Origin of the sequence: Micromonospora sp. DT53 (genome assembly GCF_049841535.1) — a bacterium.
In the GTDB taxonomy this organism is placed as follows: Bacteria; Actinomycetota; Actinomycetes; order Mycobacteriales; family Micromonosporaceae; genus Micromonospora.
The window spans coordinates 367,783-381,132 of record NZ_JBNCKM010000005.1 but is presented as its reverse complement, the minus strand read 5'-3'; the positions used below and the strand labels follow the sequence as shown (position 1 = coordinate 381,132).

Sequence of the window (13,350 nt, the reverse complement as noted above, 5' to 3'; positions counted from 1 at the left end):
TGACGGCGTACGCGCTGATGGCTTGCCTACCGGACGGACTCCGGCCGACCCGCGTACGCCCACCGATCATGATCCTCGACGTTCGGCTACAAGCGGGAACTGAGCTGCCTGACGGCCTGGCGGAAACGCCGCGGCGGCAGAACGGACCGGAGCTTGTCGGCGGCGTCAGCGAAGTCCGAGATCGTGGTGACGCAACCATGGCCGAGGTGGGCGAGCTGGACGACGCCAAACCGCTCGACCACGAGTGCCTGGGACAGCGGGACGGTGTGCACGTTTCCGTCGCCATCCACAGTGGAAATTGCGTCGATGCCGATGACCAGCGAGCCCTTGTTGCGAAACCGCTTCGAGAACGGCGGCCTGACCACCTCGCCTGCCGGTACGAAGCGAGTGGTCGGGCAGGAATCGTCGGTGGCGCCAGGAAGGTTCGGTTTCGACAGGTACGGCACAACGATCATGGCGGATGCGAGCCAACCCGATACGACGTCCCGCGCCGATTCCGGAGTGATTCCAGCCAGCTCGATGGGCGATTCCGAGCAGTAGATCTCCGCCGTGCCGAGCAACTCCCTGTGTGTCAAGTATTCAAGGCTACGGATCGCATCTTCCCATTCAACGTCGCCTGTGAAGTCCTCGTCCTGCGTTGGCATCAGGTCAGCGATCTCCACGCGATCGATTCCGTCAGCGACAAACCGTTGCAGCTCGGCCCAGAGCAGCTCCGCCGCGACGGCGGCGTCAAAATTCTTGCCCTTCCTGCCAAAATCTGGCGAGATCCTCAGGCCGAGTTCGTGCCGCGTACTGTCGACGACTTCGCACATGAACTCGGCACCGATGCACACCCCGGCCCGGTGTACCGCCGCAGCGACTCGCGACCGCAGAGCCCACATCAGGAAGACCGCTTCCACGCTGGGTTCGACACTGATGATCAGCGCGACACCATGGACCTCGTCGGCGTACCAGATCGGCCCCATCTGGTGGTTGGCGAGTGACGGGCCGCGAGTGACTCGCGGGCCAGTGGGCAGCGGGAGTCGCATCGCCTCAGGCGGTTCACCCGTCACGGTGAGGACCGCGTTGCCGCTGGTGAAGAACCTCTCGACATACCGTCGGACCTCGTCCGCCGTGAAGAGCTTGTAGTCCACCGCGGGCCAGCGCGACAGGCCGTGTCCGCTTGGCCCGAAACGCCTCGACAGCAGCGCTCCCCACGGGTCGCGCAGACCCTCTTCGATGTTCGAGACGTATCGGCTGTCCGCGTCGAGGCCCGCGACGGCGTCGGACAGATCCTCCGGCGGAAGATTACTGATAGCCGAGCAGATGGTTGCGAAATGCCGCACGACCTGATCAGGTGGGCCACCTGCGAGGAATGACGTGTCGTTCATCCAACTGTTGTCCTGGTGATTCTCCGCGATGTGATCCTCGGTCCAGCCCACCAGGTGCTGGACGAGATGGGTCAGGCCGATGGAGTCGATCTCTTCGTCGCGCGCACCGCAGCTAAATGTCAGCGACGCGGCCAGGGTGCCAGGCACATTGCGTTGGATGACAGCAACTCCGTCTATCTCCTCGCGCCGCATGAGCGGATCGTAAGGTGACGGGTCAAGCCAGGGGTTGAGGCGTTCGACGGTCAGAGGAGGCGGTGCCGTTGGTACGTCAACTGTTGGTGTCGCCAAATTCGCGTACCTCGTCGACGTCCAGCGTGATCCGGTCGTTCTCGGTCCACCGGCCGGTGGCGGCGGTCCAGCTCGGGTCGTCGCGTTCGTCGATGTTGCTCCAACTGTGCCGGTGATGGCGTAGCTGGATCGGCCCGGTCGACTGGCCGGGAGCGAGCGTGCCGTCGGTGAAGGTCAGCTCCACCCAGCCGGGGACCGGCGTTCCCGGGATCGGGTAACCCGGCGGCGCTGGCGTCGTCATCGCGCCGGGCGGCCCGCCCGGCGGGATGAAGAACTGCACGGTCTGCCGGATCCGGTCACAACCCAGCGCGGCCCAGTCGCAGTTCGGCACCAGTGAGGTGTTGGCGCCCTCGAAGCGCAGGTGGTAGCGCACCCGCACCGTGCTCAGGTCAAGCGGCGCGGTGCCGGTGTTGGTGACCTTCAGGAGGTGCTGGATCTGGTTGTTCGTGGGGGACCAGTCCAGGTTGAGGTAGCTGAGCGTCGCGCGACCTGCCGTGGTGCGCACTGTGGTGGTGGGCGAGGTGTCGGAGTAGCCGCCGAGCGCGCGGGCGGCAACCGCGATTCGGTACGTCGTGCCGGGTGCGAGGTCGGTCAGCGTGATCGTGGTGTCGGTGGTGGAGCCGAGGAAGCGGTACGTGTTCGGGCCCAGCGGCACCTGCACCTCGTAGTTGATCGGCTGCTCCGCGCCGGGCTCGACCCAGGCGGAGGGTGCCCAGCTGAGCGTGAGCTGATGCGGTTCGTTGCTCACCACCGTCGGGGTGCCTGGGGTGCTGATCGCCGGCCCGTCGGCGCGGGCGGCGTTGACGGCGAGCAGGCTCGCCAGCGCGGCGAGGGCGATGGTGGCGGCGACGCGACGAGCGGGCATAGCCGAATGGTATGCACAAGCATCGATGGCTGCGCATCGTCCGTCAGGCCAGAGGCACTGAAGGCAGGTCCAGTCCGTTACGCGACGTAGTCGGCTTGGAGATAATGCCTGGTCGGCTGGCTACCTAGCGTGAACCCGTCATCACGAACGGCCCGACGTCGGCGTCGCACCTGCCGCCCCGTCCGGCCTCAGACGGGAGAAACACATGCGTACTCAGAACAAAAGTCGGCGGCTCGGCGCCCGAGCGTCCGTACTCGTGCTCGGTCTTGTCGCGACCGGAGCGGTGCTCGTCCCGGCGAGCCCGGCGTCCGCCGCGGTCCCCGGTCTGGTGCGGGTAGCCGCGACAAGCGTCAACAACTCGGCCGACTTCCACAGTGTCACGGCGACCTGCCCGGCCGGAAAGGTGCTCACCGGCACCGGCTACGAACTCAACGGCGTCACCGGCGAAGGCATCGTCGACGACCTGCGCCCCAACGGCGGCGTCGCCACGGCACCGACAGCGGTCACCGTCGGCGCCTACGAGACCGAGGCGTTCGCGGGGAACTGGTCGGTGACGGCGTACGCGATCTGCGCCAACCCGGTGCCCGGTCTGGTCCGGGTCTCCACGGCCAGCGTCAGCAACTCGGTCGACTTCCGCAGCGTCACGGCGACCTGCCCGGTGGGGAAGGTGCTGACCGGCACCGGCTACGAGCTGAACGGGCTCACCGGTGAAGGCGTCGTCGACGACTTCCGCCCCAACGGTGGCGTCGCCACGGCACCGACCGCGGTCACCGTCGGCGCGTACGAGTCGGACGCCACGGCCCTGAACTGGTCCGCGACCGCGTACGCGATCTGCGCCAACCCGCTCGCGGGCCTGGTGCGCACCTCGGCCCTGGGGGCCAGCAACTCCCTCGACTTCCGCAGCGTCACGGCGACGTGCCCGGTCGGGAAGGTGCTGACCGGCGCCGGCTACGAGCTGAACGGGGTCACCGGTGAGGGCATCGTCGACGACTTCCGCCCCAACGGCGGCCCCGCGACCGCCCCCACGTCCGCCGCGTCCGGCGCGTACGAGGAGGACGCGTTCGCCGGGAACTGGTCCGACACGGCGTACGCCATCTGCGCCACGCCGTAGAAACCGCTCAGCCGGTGCGGCAGCCCTGCGAACGTGCGAGCCGCTGCACCGGCTGAATGCTCGGCTCAGGAGCCGCCTTGGCGCTGGATCCGCCCGTCGCCCGAGACCTTGGCCCGGCCCAGGTCGCGTTCGGTGCCGGCCGGGCCGGTCGCGGTACGGCGGTGCCGTTGGTCGGGCGAGTGCTCCACGGTCGAGCCCTGGCGGCCCGGAGCGCCGCTGCCCGAATGCCGCCGGCCTCGCGCCGACTCGCCGCCGCTGTCGTGTTTGTTCTGCTTGTGGCTACCCATGGATCGCGCGTACCCGGTCACTGTGCGGCTAGTCCTGAGCCCTCCTCAGCTCCAGTGCCCGGGGGAGCGAGCAGAGCGGTAGTGCCCGAGCGGTGAGGCGGCTACCGGGCGGCGCGTAGGCGGTTGTCGAGCGCGTCGAGGTCGGGGACGAACCAGATCTGCCCGCCCTGGTTCGACTCGTGCACGAGTGCGCGCAACGCGGCACTCTCCGCGAGCTGCGCCGAGATGTCGCCGACGATGGCCAGTCGCACCCGGTAGTTGACGAACTTCTGCATCACGTCGCCGGCGAAGCGAGTGCCCAACGAGAAGAAGCGTTCGTCGAGCCGGTTGGCCGGCACGGCGACCACCTGGGCGCCGAGGAACGCCGCCCCGATCAGGTCCAGCGCGTCCTGCTCGGTGGCCACCGACGGCCCCGCCGGGTCGCAGACCAGCACCGGCACCCCAGCGCGTTCCTGGATCTCGTCAGACATCGTGAACCTCCCGGTCGAGCAGGCCGTTGTCGGCGTTGAGCACGGCGTCGAGCAGGTGAAACAACTCGGCGGTGGCGGCCGGGTCACCCAGGATGATGATCTTCAGGCGGTGGCGTTGCTCGTCGTACACGGCCTGCACCCGCAGCGGGTTGGCCTGGTCGTGGCCGGTGTTGGCGCTGGTGAGCACGAGCGTGCCGAGCCGGTCGGCGGCGGCCCTGTCGACGCCGTCGATCTGGACGATGCTCGACACCTCCGCCTGCCTGGCGGCGCTGGGCGCGGCTGGGGCCTGGCCGGTCAGCGCGTCGAGATCGGTGGCGGCGATCCGGTACTGCTTGCCGATCCGCACCGCGCGCAGCCGGCCCGAGCGGATGTAGCCGCGCACCGTGCGCACATGCAGGTTGAGCCTGTCGGCCACCTGCTCAACTGAGTACATTTCTTCCGTCATCGCTCCCTATCCTACCCATACAAGGGATGTTTAGGGACTGATGGAAGATCAGAGGGCTTCCGCGACCGGGCGGCGTGCGGCGACCAGCGCGGGGATGGCGGTGACCGCGGCGACCGCGAACAGGAGTCCGCATGCCGCGGTGACCGTCCAGGACGCGGGCGGGTATCGCTCCCCGTCGAAGAAGAGGTACAACCCGATGCCGAAGGGGATCCCGGCTGCGACGCCGGGTACGGCGGGAAGGAGCTGTGCCACGGCGAGGCCCAGGCCGGCCTGCGCGGGGGTCGCGCCGAGCGCGCGGGCGACCGCCAGCGGGTGCCGGGTGTCGAGGACCGCGGTCCAGGTGCTCACGATCGTGTTGAGCAGCGCCAGGAAGCAGGCCACGCCGGCGACGATGAGCATGGCCTGGAGGGTTCGCTCGTTGCGGGGGTCGGGGAGTTCGGAGTAGCCCAGATTCAGTGGATCGTCGTCCTGCGCCAGGATCGTGAGGACGGCGGCGAGCGCGGCCGTGCTGATCAGGGTGTTCACCGTGACGAGCCGGGCGCGGTGTGGCCGGCGCGCGTTGATACGCACCCCGATCAGCAGGGCGGTGGGCAGCCGGCGCGACAGCCAGATCGTCCACCGGCGGCGACGTGGTGGCGTGGGGGCGTCGGCCAACGCCTGGACGGTGCTGGTGGCGGCGGCGCGCAGCACCGGCCCCAGGGTCGCCGCGACGGCGATAGCGAGGGCGAACACGGTGGCGGTGACCACCACGCGTAGCGGCGGGTTCATGCCGACGGAGCCGACGAATCCGGCGCTGGGACGGAACAGCAGAGGCGCGGTGAACCAACCGATGGCCAGGCCGGCCCCGGCAGCGGCCAGCCCGATCACGAGGTACTCGGCCAGGTGGACGGCGGCTATCACGGCGGGCCCGGCGCCGACGGCCTTGAGCAGCCCCACCCGGCGGCGCCGGGCGATGACCCGGCCCGCGACGATGCCGGCGACGCCGACCACCGCGAGGCCGGTCAGCAACCAACTGCCGACGACCAGGGCTGTCTCCGCCTGACTGTTCTGTCGACCGCTGCTCTCGGCGATGTCGCGCGCCGACCGAAAGATCCAACCGCGGTAGCGGAGATCGCTGCCCGACGGGTCCACGACCCTGGCGCCGGCTTCTCGGTCGACAAGCGTGAGGTTCAAGGTGTACGACAGCCGCTGTTTCCCGGCGAGGGTGGCGATGTCACGGTGATCGACCCAGACCAGGCCGCCCTTGTCGACCAGGTTCGAGCCGGGCAGGTGCCACCGGACCTGCGGGTACACCGGCCTGGCGGCGGTGACCGCGAACCCGACCACGTGCAGCGGGTGGCCGTCGACGCTGACCATGTCGCCGACGTGTATGCCGAGGGCGTCGGCGAAGGTGCGCTCGACGACCACTCCGCCGGGGCGTACCCAGGTGCCATCGGTCACCGCCGGTCGGTCGACGGCAGCCGGCGTGCCGTCGCGGCCCTCGACGACGACCCGGACGGTGGTGTCGCGGGCGGTCAACGCCAGGAAGGCCAGCGGGTACGGCCCGCTGTGGTCGGTGACGCCGGCCATGGTCGTCAGCGGGGCGAGCGCGTCCAGCGCCTGCGGCCCGGGGAAGCCCGGCTCCACCACCAGGTCCGGGCCCGCTGTGGCGACCCTGGTCCGCTCGTACGGGCGGGTGACGAGTTCGTTGAGGGTGAGGCCGAGGGTCAGCGTCGCGGTCGCGGCGGTGATCGCGACCAGCAGCAACACGTTCTCGGTCCGGTGCCGACGCAGCCCTCGGATCAGCAGTCGCCAGATCAGCAGCAGACGGCCAGGCACGTCAGCGCACCCCGCCGTGGACGGTGTCGCTGAGGAGGCTGTCGTCGGCGAAGGCCCCGTCCCGCATGGAGATCACCCGGTCGGCGACCGCCGCGATGCGGGCGTCGTGCGTGACCACCACGAGGGTCTGCCCGGTGGTGCGCAACTCCTCGAACAGCCGCAGCACCTCCAGGGTGGCGGCGCTGTCCAGATTGCCGGTCGGCTCGTCGGCGAGGACGACCTGCGGTTCGTTGCTCAACGCGCGGGCGATGGCGACGCGTTGGCGCTGGCCGCCGGACAGGGCCGAGGGCAGATGTGTGGCGCGGTCGCCCAGCCCGACCTGGTCGAGCAGGTGCAGGGCGCGCCGCCGAGCGCGACCCGGCGACCACCCGGCCAGCAGGGCGGCCATCTCGACGTTCTCCACAGCGGTGAGTTCGTCCATGAGGTGGAAGGACTGGAAGACCAGACCGATGGTGTCGCGCCGGAGCCGGGCGAGGGCGCGCTCGCTCATCGTGTCGATCCGGCGGTCGGCCAACCACACCTCGCCGTCGGTGGGGCGTTGCAGCCCGCCCAGCAGGTGCAGCAGGGTGGACTTGCCGCAACCACTCGGCCCCATGATCGCCAACGTCTGGCCGGCAGGCACGTCCAGGTCGACCTCGTCGACCGCGCGTACCAACGCACTGTCCCAGCCGTACCACCTGCTCAGCCCACGCGTCCGCACGGCCATCGACCCGGTCACGCCTCCGCCTTCCGTCCCGCTCGACCACGCTCGGACCACATGCGCTCGCACGCCTCCAGCCACTCCAGATCAGCCCGCAGCCGCAACACGACGCCCTCCAACAGCAACCCGGCAACCGGATCCACCGACCGCTCCAACGCCGCGCGTTGCGCGTCGCGCAGACGGCGCAGCACCTCACGCCGTTGCGCGTCCACCAACGCCACCGGATCGGCCAACCGGGCAGCCGCGGCGGCCACCAGCTTGAGGTGAAACTCCGTGAGGTCCGGCTTCGGCCAGCTCACCTCGGTCAACCAGCCGGCGACACGTTCCTGCCCGGCCGGGGTCAACGCGTAGACCCGTCGGTCGGGCCGGTCCGGCAGGCCGTCGGCCCGCTCCGAGGTCACCAGACCGGCCTTCGTCAACCGGGCCAGCGTCACGTAGACCTGCCCCGCGTTCATCGCCTCGCCGAGCGGGCCGAGCGCGTTCCGCATCCGGCCGCGTAACTCGTACCCGTGCGCCGGCTCCTTGGCCAGCATCGCCAGCACCACGTCCTGCACCCCGGCACACCCCTCGAATAGACCGCTAATAGATAACCGCTAGCTATGGCAGTGTCAAATCTCGACGTACACCGTCGGACGGTTCCAGTACGGTCTGGGGACCATGGACGCGCTCGACGACGCCATCATCGGGAGGGCTCACCCCGCAGGCCTGCTGCGCGCCGAGTTGGAGCGCGCCACCAGCAGCCACGGCGGTCTCGTCCTGGTCACCGGCGAGCCGGGCATCGGCAAGACGACTCTCGTCACGTCGACGGCCCGGGAGGCCCGGCAGCGAGGCGCGCTGGTGCTCGGCGCCGCCTGCTGGGATTCCGACAGCGCCCCCGGCTACTGGCCGTGGGTGCAGGTGCTGCGTGCCCTGCGGCGCTCCACCGACGACTGGGCGGTGGCGCGCCAATCGGCGGAGCCGGCCCTCGTCGCGCTGCTCGGCCAGTCCGGTGCCGGCGGCGAGCAGGCCGGTCGCCTCGTCAGCTGGGCCGGTGTCGACCCGGGCCCGGACGCCGCCGACCAGGAGGCGTTCGCCCTGTACGACGCGGTGACCGCCGCGCTGGTCGCGGTCTCCCAGCACCGGCCGGTCGTGGTCGTCCTCGACGACCTGCACTGGGCCGACCCGGCCTCGCTGCGGTTGCTGAGCTTCGCCGCGCAGCACACCTGGTTCGAGCGGCTCCTGCTGGTCGGCACCTATCGGGACGCCGAGGTCGAGTCGGGGGAGCATCCGCTGCGCCCGCTGCTGATGCCGCTTGTCGCGAAGGCCACCACGATCACCCTCACCGGTTTCTCCCGCGACGAGGTGGCCGCACTGATGGCCCGGACCGCCGGCCGGGAGCCCGAGGCTGGCATGGTCGACGAGGTGCACCGGCGCACCGGCGGCAACCCGTTCTTCGTCGAGCAGACCGCGCGGCTGTGGCACGCCGACGACGCGGTCGACGCGATCGCGCCCGGCGTACGGGAGGCGGTGCGCCGGCGCCTGGCCCAACTGCCCGCGGCCGTGGTCGAGGCGCTGACGGTCGCCGCCGTGCTGGGTCGTGAGTTCCACCGTCAGGTCCTGGCGGCCTGCGCGGCGGCCCCGGCGGCGCAGATCGATCGGCTGCTCGACCGGGCGGTGACCGCCCGACTGGTGGTCGCCCGGGGCGGTGGCCGTTTCGCCTTCGCCCACGACCTGGTTCGCGAAACCCTCTACGACGGGCTGGCCGACGACGACCGGCGGGCCCGGCACGGCGCTGTCGTCCGGGCGGTCGACGACCTACGGGAGCTCACCGATCGGCTGATCCCGGCCGACCTCGCCCGGCACGCCTACCTCGCCGGCCCCGCGCTCGACCGGGCCCGGGTGGCCACGCTGCTGGTCGCCGCCGGGCGGGACGCGTTCGCCCGGTTGGCCGGCGACGAGGCGTCGGTGCACTTTCGCCGAGCCCTCGAGGTCGTCGAAGACCTGACACAACGAGTGCGGATCCTCGTCGAGTTCGCCGAGTCGCACTATCACCACGCCGACCGAAAAGAGGTCACGCGACTGCTGACCGAGGCCGCCCGGCTGGCCCGTTCGCTCGACGACCCGGTGCTGCTGGCCCGTGTCGCGCTCACCGTGAACCGCTCCCGCCAGGTGGAGACCGCCCAGTCGATCGAGGCAGCCGAGTTGGTGCGCGAGGCGTACCGCCGGTTGATCGGCGAGCCGGACGCCACCGCGACGGTCGGCGCCCTGGTCGCCGACCTGATCACCGCCAGCGAGACGATCGCCCGTCGAGGGCAGGACGACGAGGCGCTCACCTTCAGCCTGTGGGCCCGCCACGACACGACCTGGGGGCTCGGCACCGCCGCGACCCGGGCCGCGCTCACTGCCGAGATCAGGGACGTGGCCCGCCGGACGGGCGACCGGGAGACCGAGCTGTGGGCCACCTCGCTGCGCTGGGTGGCCCTGCTGGAGTTGGGCGACCCGCGCTTCGCCGAGGAGTTCACCACCTTCGTCGACGCCGAACAGCACGGCGGCTTCGCCCGGCACCGGATGGCCGCCGCCGTCGACAGCGGGATCATCGCGGCGTTCCGGGGGGACTTCACCAGTGCCGACGAGCGGTTCTCCGTCCTCAGCGACGACACCGACCCGAACCACGCCGAGTTCGGGTTCATGGGCCACCACCTGCGCTGGTCCCGGCTGCTGCTCCAGGGCCGGATCGCCGAGGCCGCCACTCTCGTGGACGGGCTGGCCCCGACCGACTACCCCTACCGGGAGCTGCTGCGGGCGATCACCGCGGCCGAGCGTGGCGACGGCGAGACGGCGGTCCGGCTGACCGCCGGCATCGAGGCCGCGGCCACCCGGTACCCGCGCCCGGTGTCACCACTCTGGCTACGGCTCCGCGCGCAGGCCGCGGCCGCGTCCGCCGACCCGCAGCGCTGCGACACCGCGCGTGCCGCGCTCGCCCCACACCGTGGAGAGTGGACGGTAGGGCTGTTCGGCTGCGACATCAGCGGTCCCGTCGACCACTGGCTGGCGCTGATCGACGCCGCCCAGGAACGCTGGGACGACGCCATCGCCGGCTTCACCGCCGCCCGGGACTCCGCCGACCGGATGGGCTCCCGACCCTGGTCGCTGCTCGCCCGCACCGGCCTGGTCAACGCCCTCGCCGGCCGAGGCCACCCGGGCGACGCCGCGACGCTGACCGCGCTGCGCTGCGCGACCATCCAGGATGCGACAGCTCTCGGCATGACGCAGGTGCTCCACCGGCTCACCGCCCCGACGGCCGACGACGCCGACCGCCCAGACCGGGCCGCCGACTCGATCCGGGTCGCCAGGTCGGGCCAGGTCGTTGGGTGGGGCCAGGCCGTCGGGTCGGGCCAGGTTCGCGCATCGGGCCAGACCGTCCGGTCGGGCCAGGGTGTCGGGTCGGGCCGGGTTGTCGCGCCCGGCCGGGCCGCGCCGGTCGCGCCTGCGATCGAGGGGTACGAGTTTCGGCGCGACGGGCCGGTCTGGCAGCTCGCGTACGACGGTGTGGTGGTGCACCTGCCCGACGCCAAGGGCCTGCACGACCTGCACCTGCTGCTCGGCCGCCCGGGCAGCGACGTTCCGGCGGTGGAACTGCTCGACCCGGCCGCCGGGGCGGAGTTGGTCGCCGCCCGCCGGATGGGGGCCGACCCGGTCCTCGACGACGAGGCGAAGGCCCGTTACCGGCGGCACCTGGCCCGCCTCGACGAGGAGATCGACCGGGCCGCCGCTCGCGACGACGACCAGAAGGTGTCCACGCTGGACGTCGAGCGGGGCGCGTTGCTCGACGAGTTGCGTGCCGCGGCGGGCCTTGCCGGCCGGAGCCGCCGCCTCGGCGACGAGGCCGAGCGGGCCCGCAAGACGGTGACCGCGCGAATCCGCGACACGCTCCGCAAGCTCGACGACCGGCACCCGGCCCTGGCGAGCCACCTGCGCGACTCCGTCTCCACCGGCGCCACCTGCCGCTACCTGCCGTCCAAGCCCCCGCCCTGGCAGCTCTAAGCCCCGCGCCGCACACCCAGCCCTCCGCGATCTTGCACTTGCTGTCCCGACCGAAAGTGCAAGATCGCGGGGGCGAGGTCAGGGGTTAACGGCGGTTGTACTTGTACATGGTCAGGGTGCCGAAGACGAGTACGAAGCCGGCGCTCCACAGCAGCAGCCACATCGTGGCCGACGGGTCCGAATCGCCGCTCATCGCGCCCCGGATCGCGGCCACCAGCTGCGTCACCGGGTTGACCTTCACGAACGCCTGGAGCCAGCCGGGCATGGTGCTCGGATCGACGAAGACGTTGCTGAGGAACGTCAGCGGGAACAGCACCATCATGCTGACCCCCATCACCGACTTCTCGCTGCGCAGGATCAGCCCGAAGAACGTCCACACCCAGGAGAACGCGAACGAGAAGATCACGAGCAGCCCGATCCCGGCGGCAACACCGACCACGCCGCCTTCGGGGCGGAACCCGAGCACCAGCCCGAGGCCCAGGATCACCACGGCGGCGAGGATGTAGCGCAACACGTCGCCGAAGATCATGCCGACCAGGGCGGCCGGACGCCAGACGGGCAGCGTCCGGAACCTGTCGAAGATGCCCTTCTCGATGTCGGTGTTGAGGCCGACACCGGTGTACATGGTGATCATGACGACGCTTGTCACCATGATGCCGGGCAGGAAGAACTGCAGGTATTCGCGCGGGCTGCCGGCGAGGGCGCCACCGAACAGGTACGTGAACATCAGCACCATGATGATCGGGAACGCGGTCACGTCGAAGAGCTGCTCCGGCACGTGCTTGATCTTCAGCATGGCCCGCCAGCCGAAGGTGATCGACGCGCCCAGCGCGCTCGGCCGGGGCGGTCGGGCACCGGGCGCGAGCACTGTCGCCAGCGCCTCGGCGGACGGGACGTAGACGGAGGGCGCCCGCTCGGTAGTGGTGGTCGTGGTGTCGCTCATCGGGCTGCCTCCAGCTCGTCGTCGCGCTCGTCGGTCGGCACGGCGGGGTGGTCGGTCAGGGCCAGGAAGACCTCGTCCAGGCTCGGCTGGCCGAGGGAGAAGTTGTCGACGGCGATGCCGGCGCGGGCCAGGTCGTTGAGCACGCGAGCGGCCTGGGCGCTGGCGTCGAGGTCGGTGCCGGCCTCACCGACGCGAGCGGTCAACGCCACCGGATCGGCGGCGAGTTGCACAGGCACGCCGAGCGCCTCCCGGAGTAACCGCTCCGCCTCGGGCCGCTGAGCGGGGTCGCGCAGTCGCAGGTGGACGGTGCCGGAGCCGATCGACGACTTCAACTCTCCCGGCGTGCCCTCCGCGATCACCCGGCCGTGGTCGACGACCGCGATCCGCCCGGCGAGCTGGTCGGCCTCGTCGAGGTACTGGGTGGTCAGCAGCACCGTCGTGCCGTGCGACACCACGGCCCGGACGATCTCCCACACCTGGTTGCGGCTCCGCGGGTCGAGACCTGTCGTCGGCTCGTCGAGGAAGAGCAGATCCGGGGTGTTCAGGATGCTGGCGGCGATGTCGATGCGTCGCCGCATCCCGCCCGAGTACTTCTTCACCTGGCGGTCGCTCGCATCGGTCAGACCGAACGCGGCAAGCAGCGCCGCCGCGCGCTCCCGGGCGGCCGGCTTGCGCAGGCCGAGCAGGCGGGCGAGGAGCACCAGGTTCTCCGTACCGGTCAGGTCCTCGTCGACCGATGCGTACTGGCCGGTGAGGCTGACCCGGGACCGGACCTTGTCGGCCTCGGTGACCACGTCGTGCCCGAAGACCCGGGCCGACCCACCGTCGGGTCGCAGCAGCGTGGCGAGCACCCGGACCGCTGTGGTCTTGCCCGCGCCGTTCGGGCCGAGCAGGCCGTAGACGGTGCCGGCGGGCACCCGCAGGTCGATGCCGGCCAGCGCCCGGGTGTCCCCGAACGAACGGGTGAGCCCCTCGGCCTCGATGGCCAGACCGGTGGTGCGTCTACTCATGATCCTTGCCTTTCGTGTTG

General features: G+C 70.9%; 12 protein-coding genes. 2 read left to right on the top strand and 10 right to left on the bottom strand.

Going from position 1 to position 13,350, the window contains the following annotated elements; all coding sequences use genetic code 11:
- Positions 1 to 86 precede the first annotated feature (86 nt).
- Positions 87 to 1,562, bottom strand: a complete 1,476-nt coding sequence (locus ACLQ3B_RS18715; protein WP_425782010.1) for a hypothetical protein — start codon at positions 1,560 to 1,562, stop codon at positions 87 to 89.
- A gap of 76 nt (positions 1,563 to 1,638) precedes the next feature.
- The gene (locus ACLQ3B_RS18710; protein ID WP_425782009.1) at positions 1,639 to 2,523 is read right to left on the bottom strand and encodes a fibronectin type III domain-containing protein; all 885 of its coding nucleotides are present in this window, start codon (positions 2,521 to 2,523) and stop codon (positions 1,639 to 1,641) included.
- Positions 2,524 to 2,728: 205 nt separating this feature from the next.
- Here ACLQ3B_RS18710 and ACLQ3B_RS18705 point away from each other — a divergent pair, with 205 nt between their 5' ends.
- Complete coding sequence (locus tag ACLQ3B_RS18705; RefSeq protein WP_425782008.1) at positions 2,729 to 3,634, top strand: hypothetical protein; 906 nt, start codon at positions 2,729 to 2,731, stop codon at positions 3,632 to 3,634.
- Positions 3,635 to 3,699: 65 nt separating this feature from the next.
- Here ACLQ3B_RS18705 and ACLQ3B_RS18700 read toward each other — a convergent pair whose 3' ends face one another.
- The 6 genes from ACLQ3B_RS18700 to ACLQ3B_RS18675 form a co-directional block, all read right to left on the bottom strand.
- Positions 3,700 to 3,921: a hypothetical protein gene (locus ACLQ3B_RS18700; protein WP_167362310.1), complete on the bottom strand. Its 222-nt coding sequence runs from the start codon at positions 3,919 to 3,921 to the stop codon at positions 3,700 to 3,702.
- A 101-nt stretch (positions 3,922 to 4,022) separates the two neighbouring features.
- Positions 4,023 to 4,391, bottom strand: coding sequence for a DUF4180 domain-containing protein (locus ACLQ3B_RS18695; RefSeq protein WP_425782007.1), 369 nt, complete (start codon positions 4,389 to 4,391; stop codon positions 4,023 to 4,025).
- A complete protein-coding gene (locus ACLQ3B_RS18690; protein ID WP_425782006.1) occupies positions 4,384 to 4,836 on the bottom strand; it encodes a helix-turn-helix domain-containing protein in 453 nt (150 codons plus the stop codon). The genes ACLQ3B_RS18695 and ACLQ3B_RS18690 overlap by 8 nt, the downstream gene beginning before the upstream one ends.
- Positions 4,837 to 4,884: 48 nt before the next feature.
- Positions 4,885 to 6,654 carry an FtsX-like permease family protein gene (locus tag ACLQ3B_RS18685; RefSeq protein ID WP_425782005.1) on the bottom strand — a complete coding sequence of 590 codons (1,770 nt, stop codon included), beginning with the start codon at positions 6,652 to 6,654 and terminating at the stop codon, positions 4,885 to 4,887.
- Between the two features lies 1 nt (position 6,655).
- Positions 6,656 to 7,372, bottom strand: coding sequence for an ABC transporter ATP-binding protein (locus ACLQ3B_RS18680; RefSeq protein WP_425782004.1), 717 nt, complete (start codon positions 7,370 to 7,372; stop codon positions 6,656 to 6,658).
- The gene (locus ACLQ3B_RS18675; RefSeq protein ID WP_425782003.1) at positions 7,369 to 7,908 is read right to left on the bottom strand and encodes a PadR family transcriptional regulator; all 540 of its coding nucleotides are present in this window, start codon (positions 7,906 to 7,908) and stop codon (positions 7,369 to 7,371) included. Before ACLQ3B_RS18675 ends, ACLQ3B_RS18680 begins: the two co-directional genes overlap by 4 nt.
- Positions 7,909 to 8,011: 103 nt before the next feature.
- Here ACLQ3B_RS18675 and ACLQ3B_RS18670 point away from each other — a divergent pair, with 103 nt between their 5' ends.
- Positions 8,012 to 11,377 (top strand): ATP-binding protein, encoded by a 3,366-nt coding sequence (locus ACLQ3B_RS18670; protein ID WP_425782002.1) that lies wholly within the window; start codon positions 8,012 to 8,014, stop codon positions 11,375 to 11,377.
- 85 nt (positions 11,378 to 11,462) lie between these two features.
- Here the strand turns inward: ACLQ3B_RS18670 and ACLQ3B_RS18665 are convergent, their stop codons facing one another.
- Together ACLQ3B_RS18665 and ACLQ3B_RS18660 are read right to left on the bottom strand one after the other, a co-directional pair.
- Entirely contained in the window at positions 11,463 to 12,320 is an 858-nt protein-coding gene (locus tag ACLQ3B_RS18665) for an ABC transporter permease (RefSeq protein WP_425782001.1), read from the bottom strand.
- A complete protein-coding gene (locus ACLQ3B_RS18660; RefSeq protein ID WP_425782000.1) occupies positions 12,317 to 13,330 on the bottom strand; it encodes an ATP-binding cassette domain-containing protein in 1,014 nt (337 codons plus the stop codon). The genes ACLQ3B_RS18665 and ACLQ3B_RS18660 overlap by 4 nt, the downstream gene beginning before the upstream one ends.
- Between the last annotated feature and the right edge of the window lie 20 nt (positions 13,331 to 13,350).

Bases quoted from the DNA above. Each gene is read 5' to 3' on its own strand.
- ACLQ3B_RS18715 (WP_425782010.1), bottom strand. From the start codon at position 1,562: ATGCGGCGCGAGGAGATAGACGGAGTTGCTGTCATCCAACGCAATGTG.
- ACLQ3B_RS18690 (WP_425782006.1), bottom strand. From the start codon at position 4,836: ATGACGGAAGAAATGTACTCAGTTGAGCAGGTGGCCGACAGGCTCAAC.
- ACLQ3B_RS18695 (WP_425782007.1), bottom strand. From the start codon at position 4,391: ATGTCTGACGAGATCCAGGAACGCGCTGGGGTGCCGGTGCTGGTCTGC.
- ACLQ3B_RS18660 (WP_425782000.1), bottom strand. From the start codon at position 13,330: ATGAGTAGACGCACCACCGGTCTGGCCATCGAGGCCGAGGGGCTCACC.
- ACLQ3B_RS18700 (WP_167362310.1), bottom strand. From the start codon at position 3,921: ATGGGTAGCCACAAGCAGAACAAACACGACAGCGGCGGCGAGTCGGCG.
- ACLQ3B_RS18665 (WP_425782001.1), bottom strand. From the start codon at position 12,320: ATGAGCGACACCACGACCACCACTACCGAGCGGGCGCCCTCCGTCTAC.
- ACLQ3B_RS18670 (WP_425782002.1), top strand. From the start codon at position 8,012: ATGGACGCGCTCGACGACGCCATCATCGGGAGGGCTCACCCCGCAGGC.
- ACLQ3B_RS18705 (WP_425782008.1), top strand. From the start codon at position 2,729: ATGCGTACTCAGAACAAAAGTCGGCGGCTCGGCGCCCGAGCGTCCGTA.
- ACLQ3B_RS18710 (WP_425782009.1), bottom strand. From the start codon at position 2,523: ATGCCCGCTCGTCGCGTCGCCGCCACCATCGCCCTCGCCGCGCTGGCG.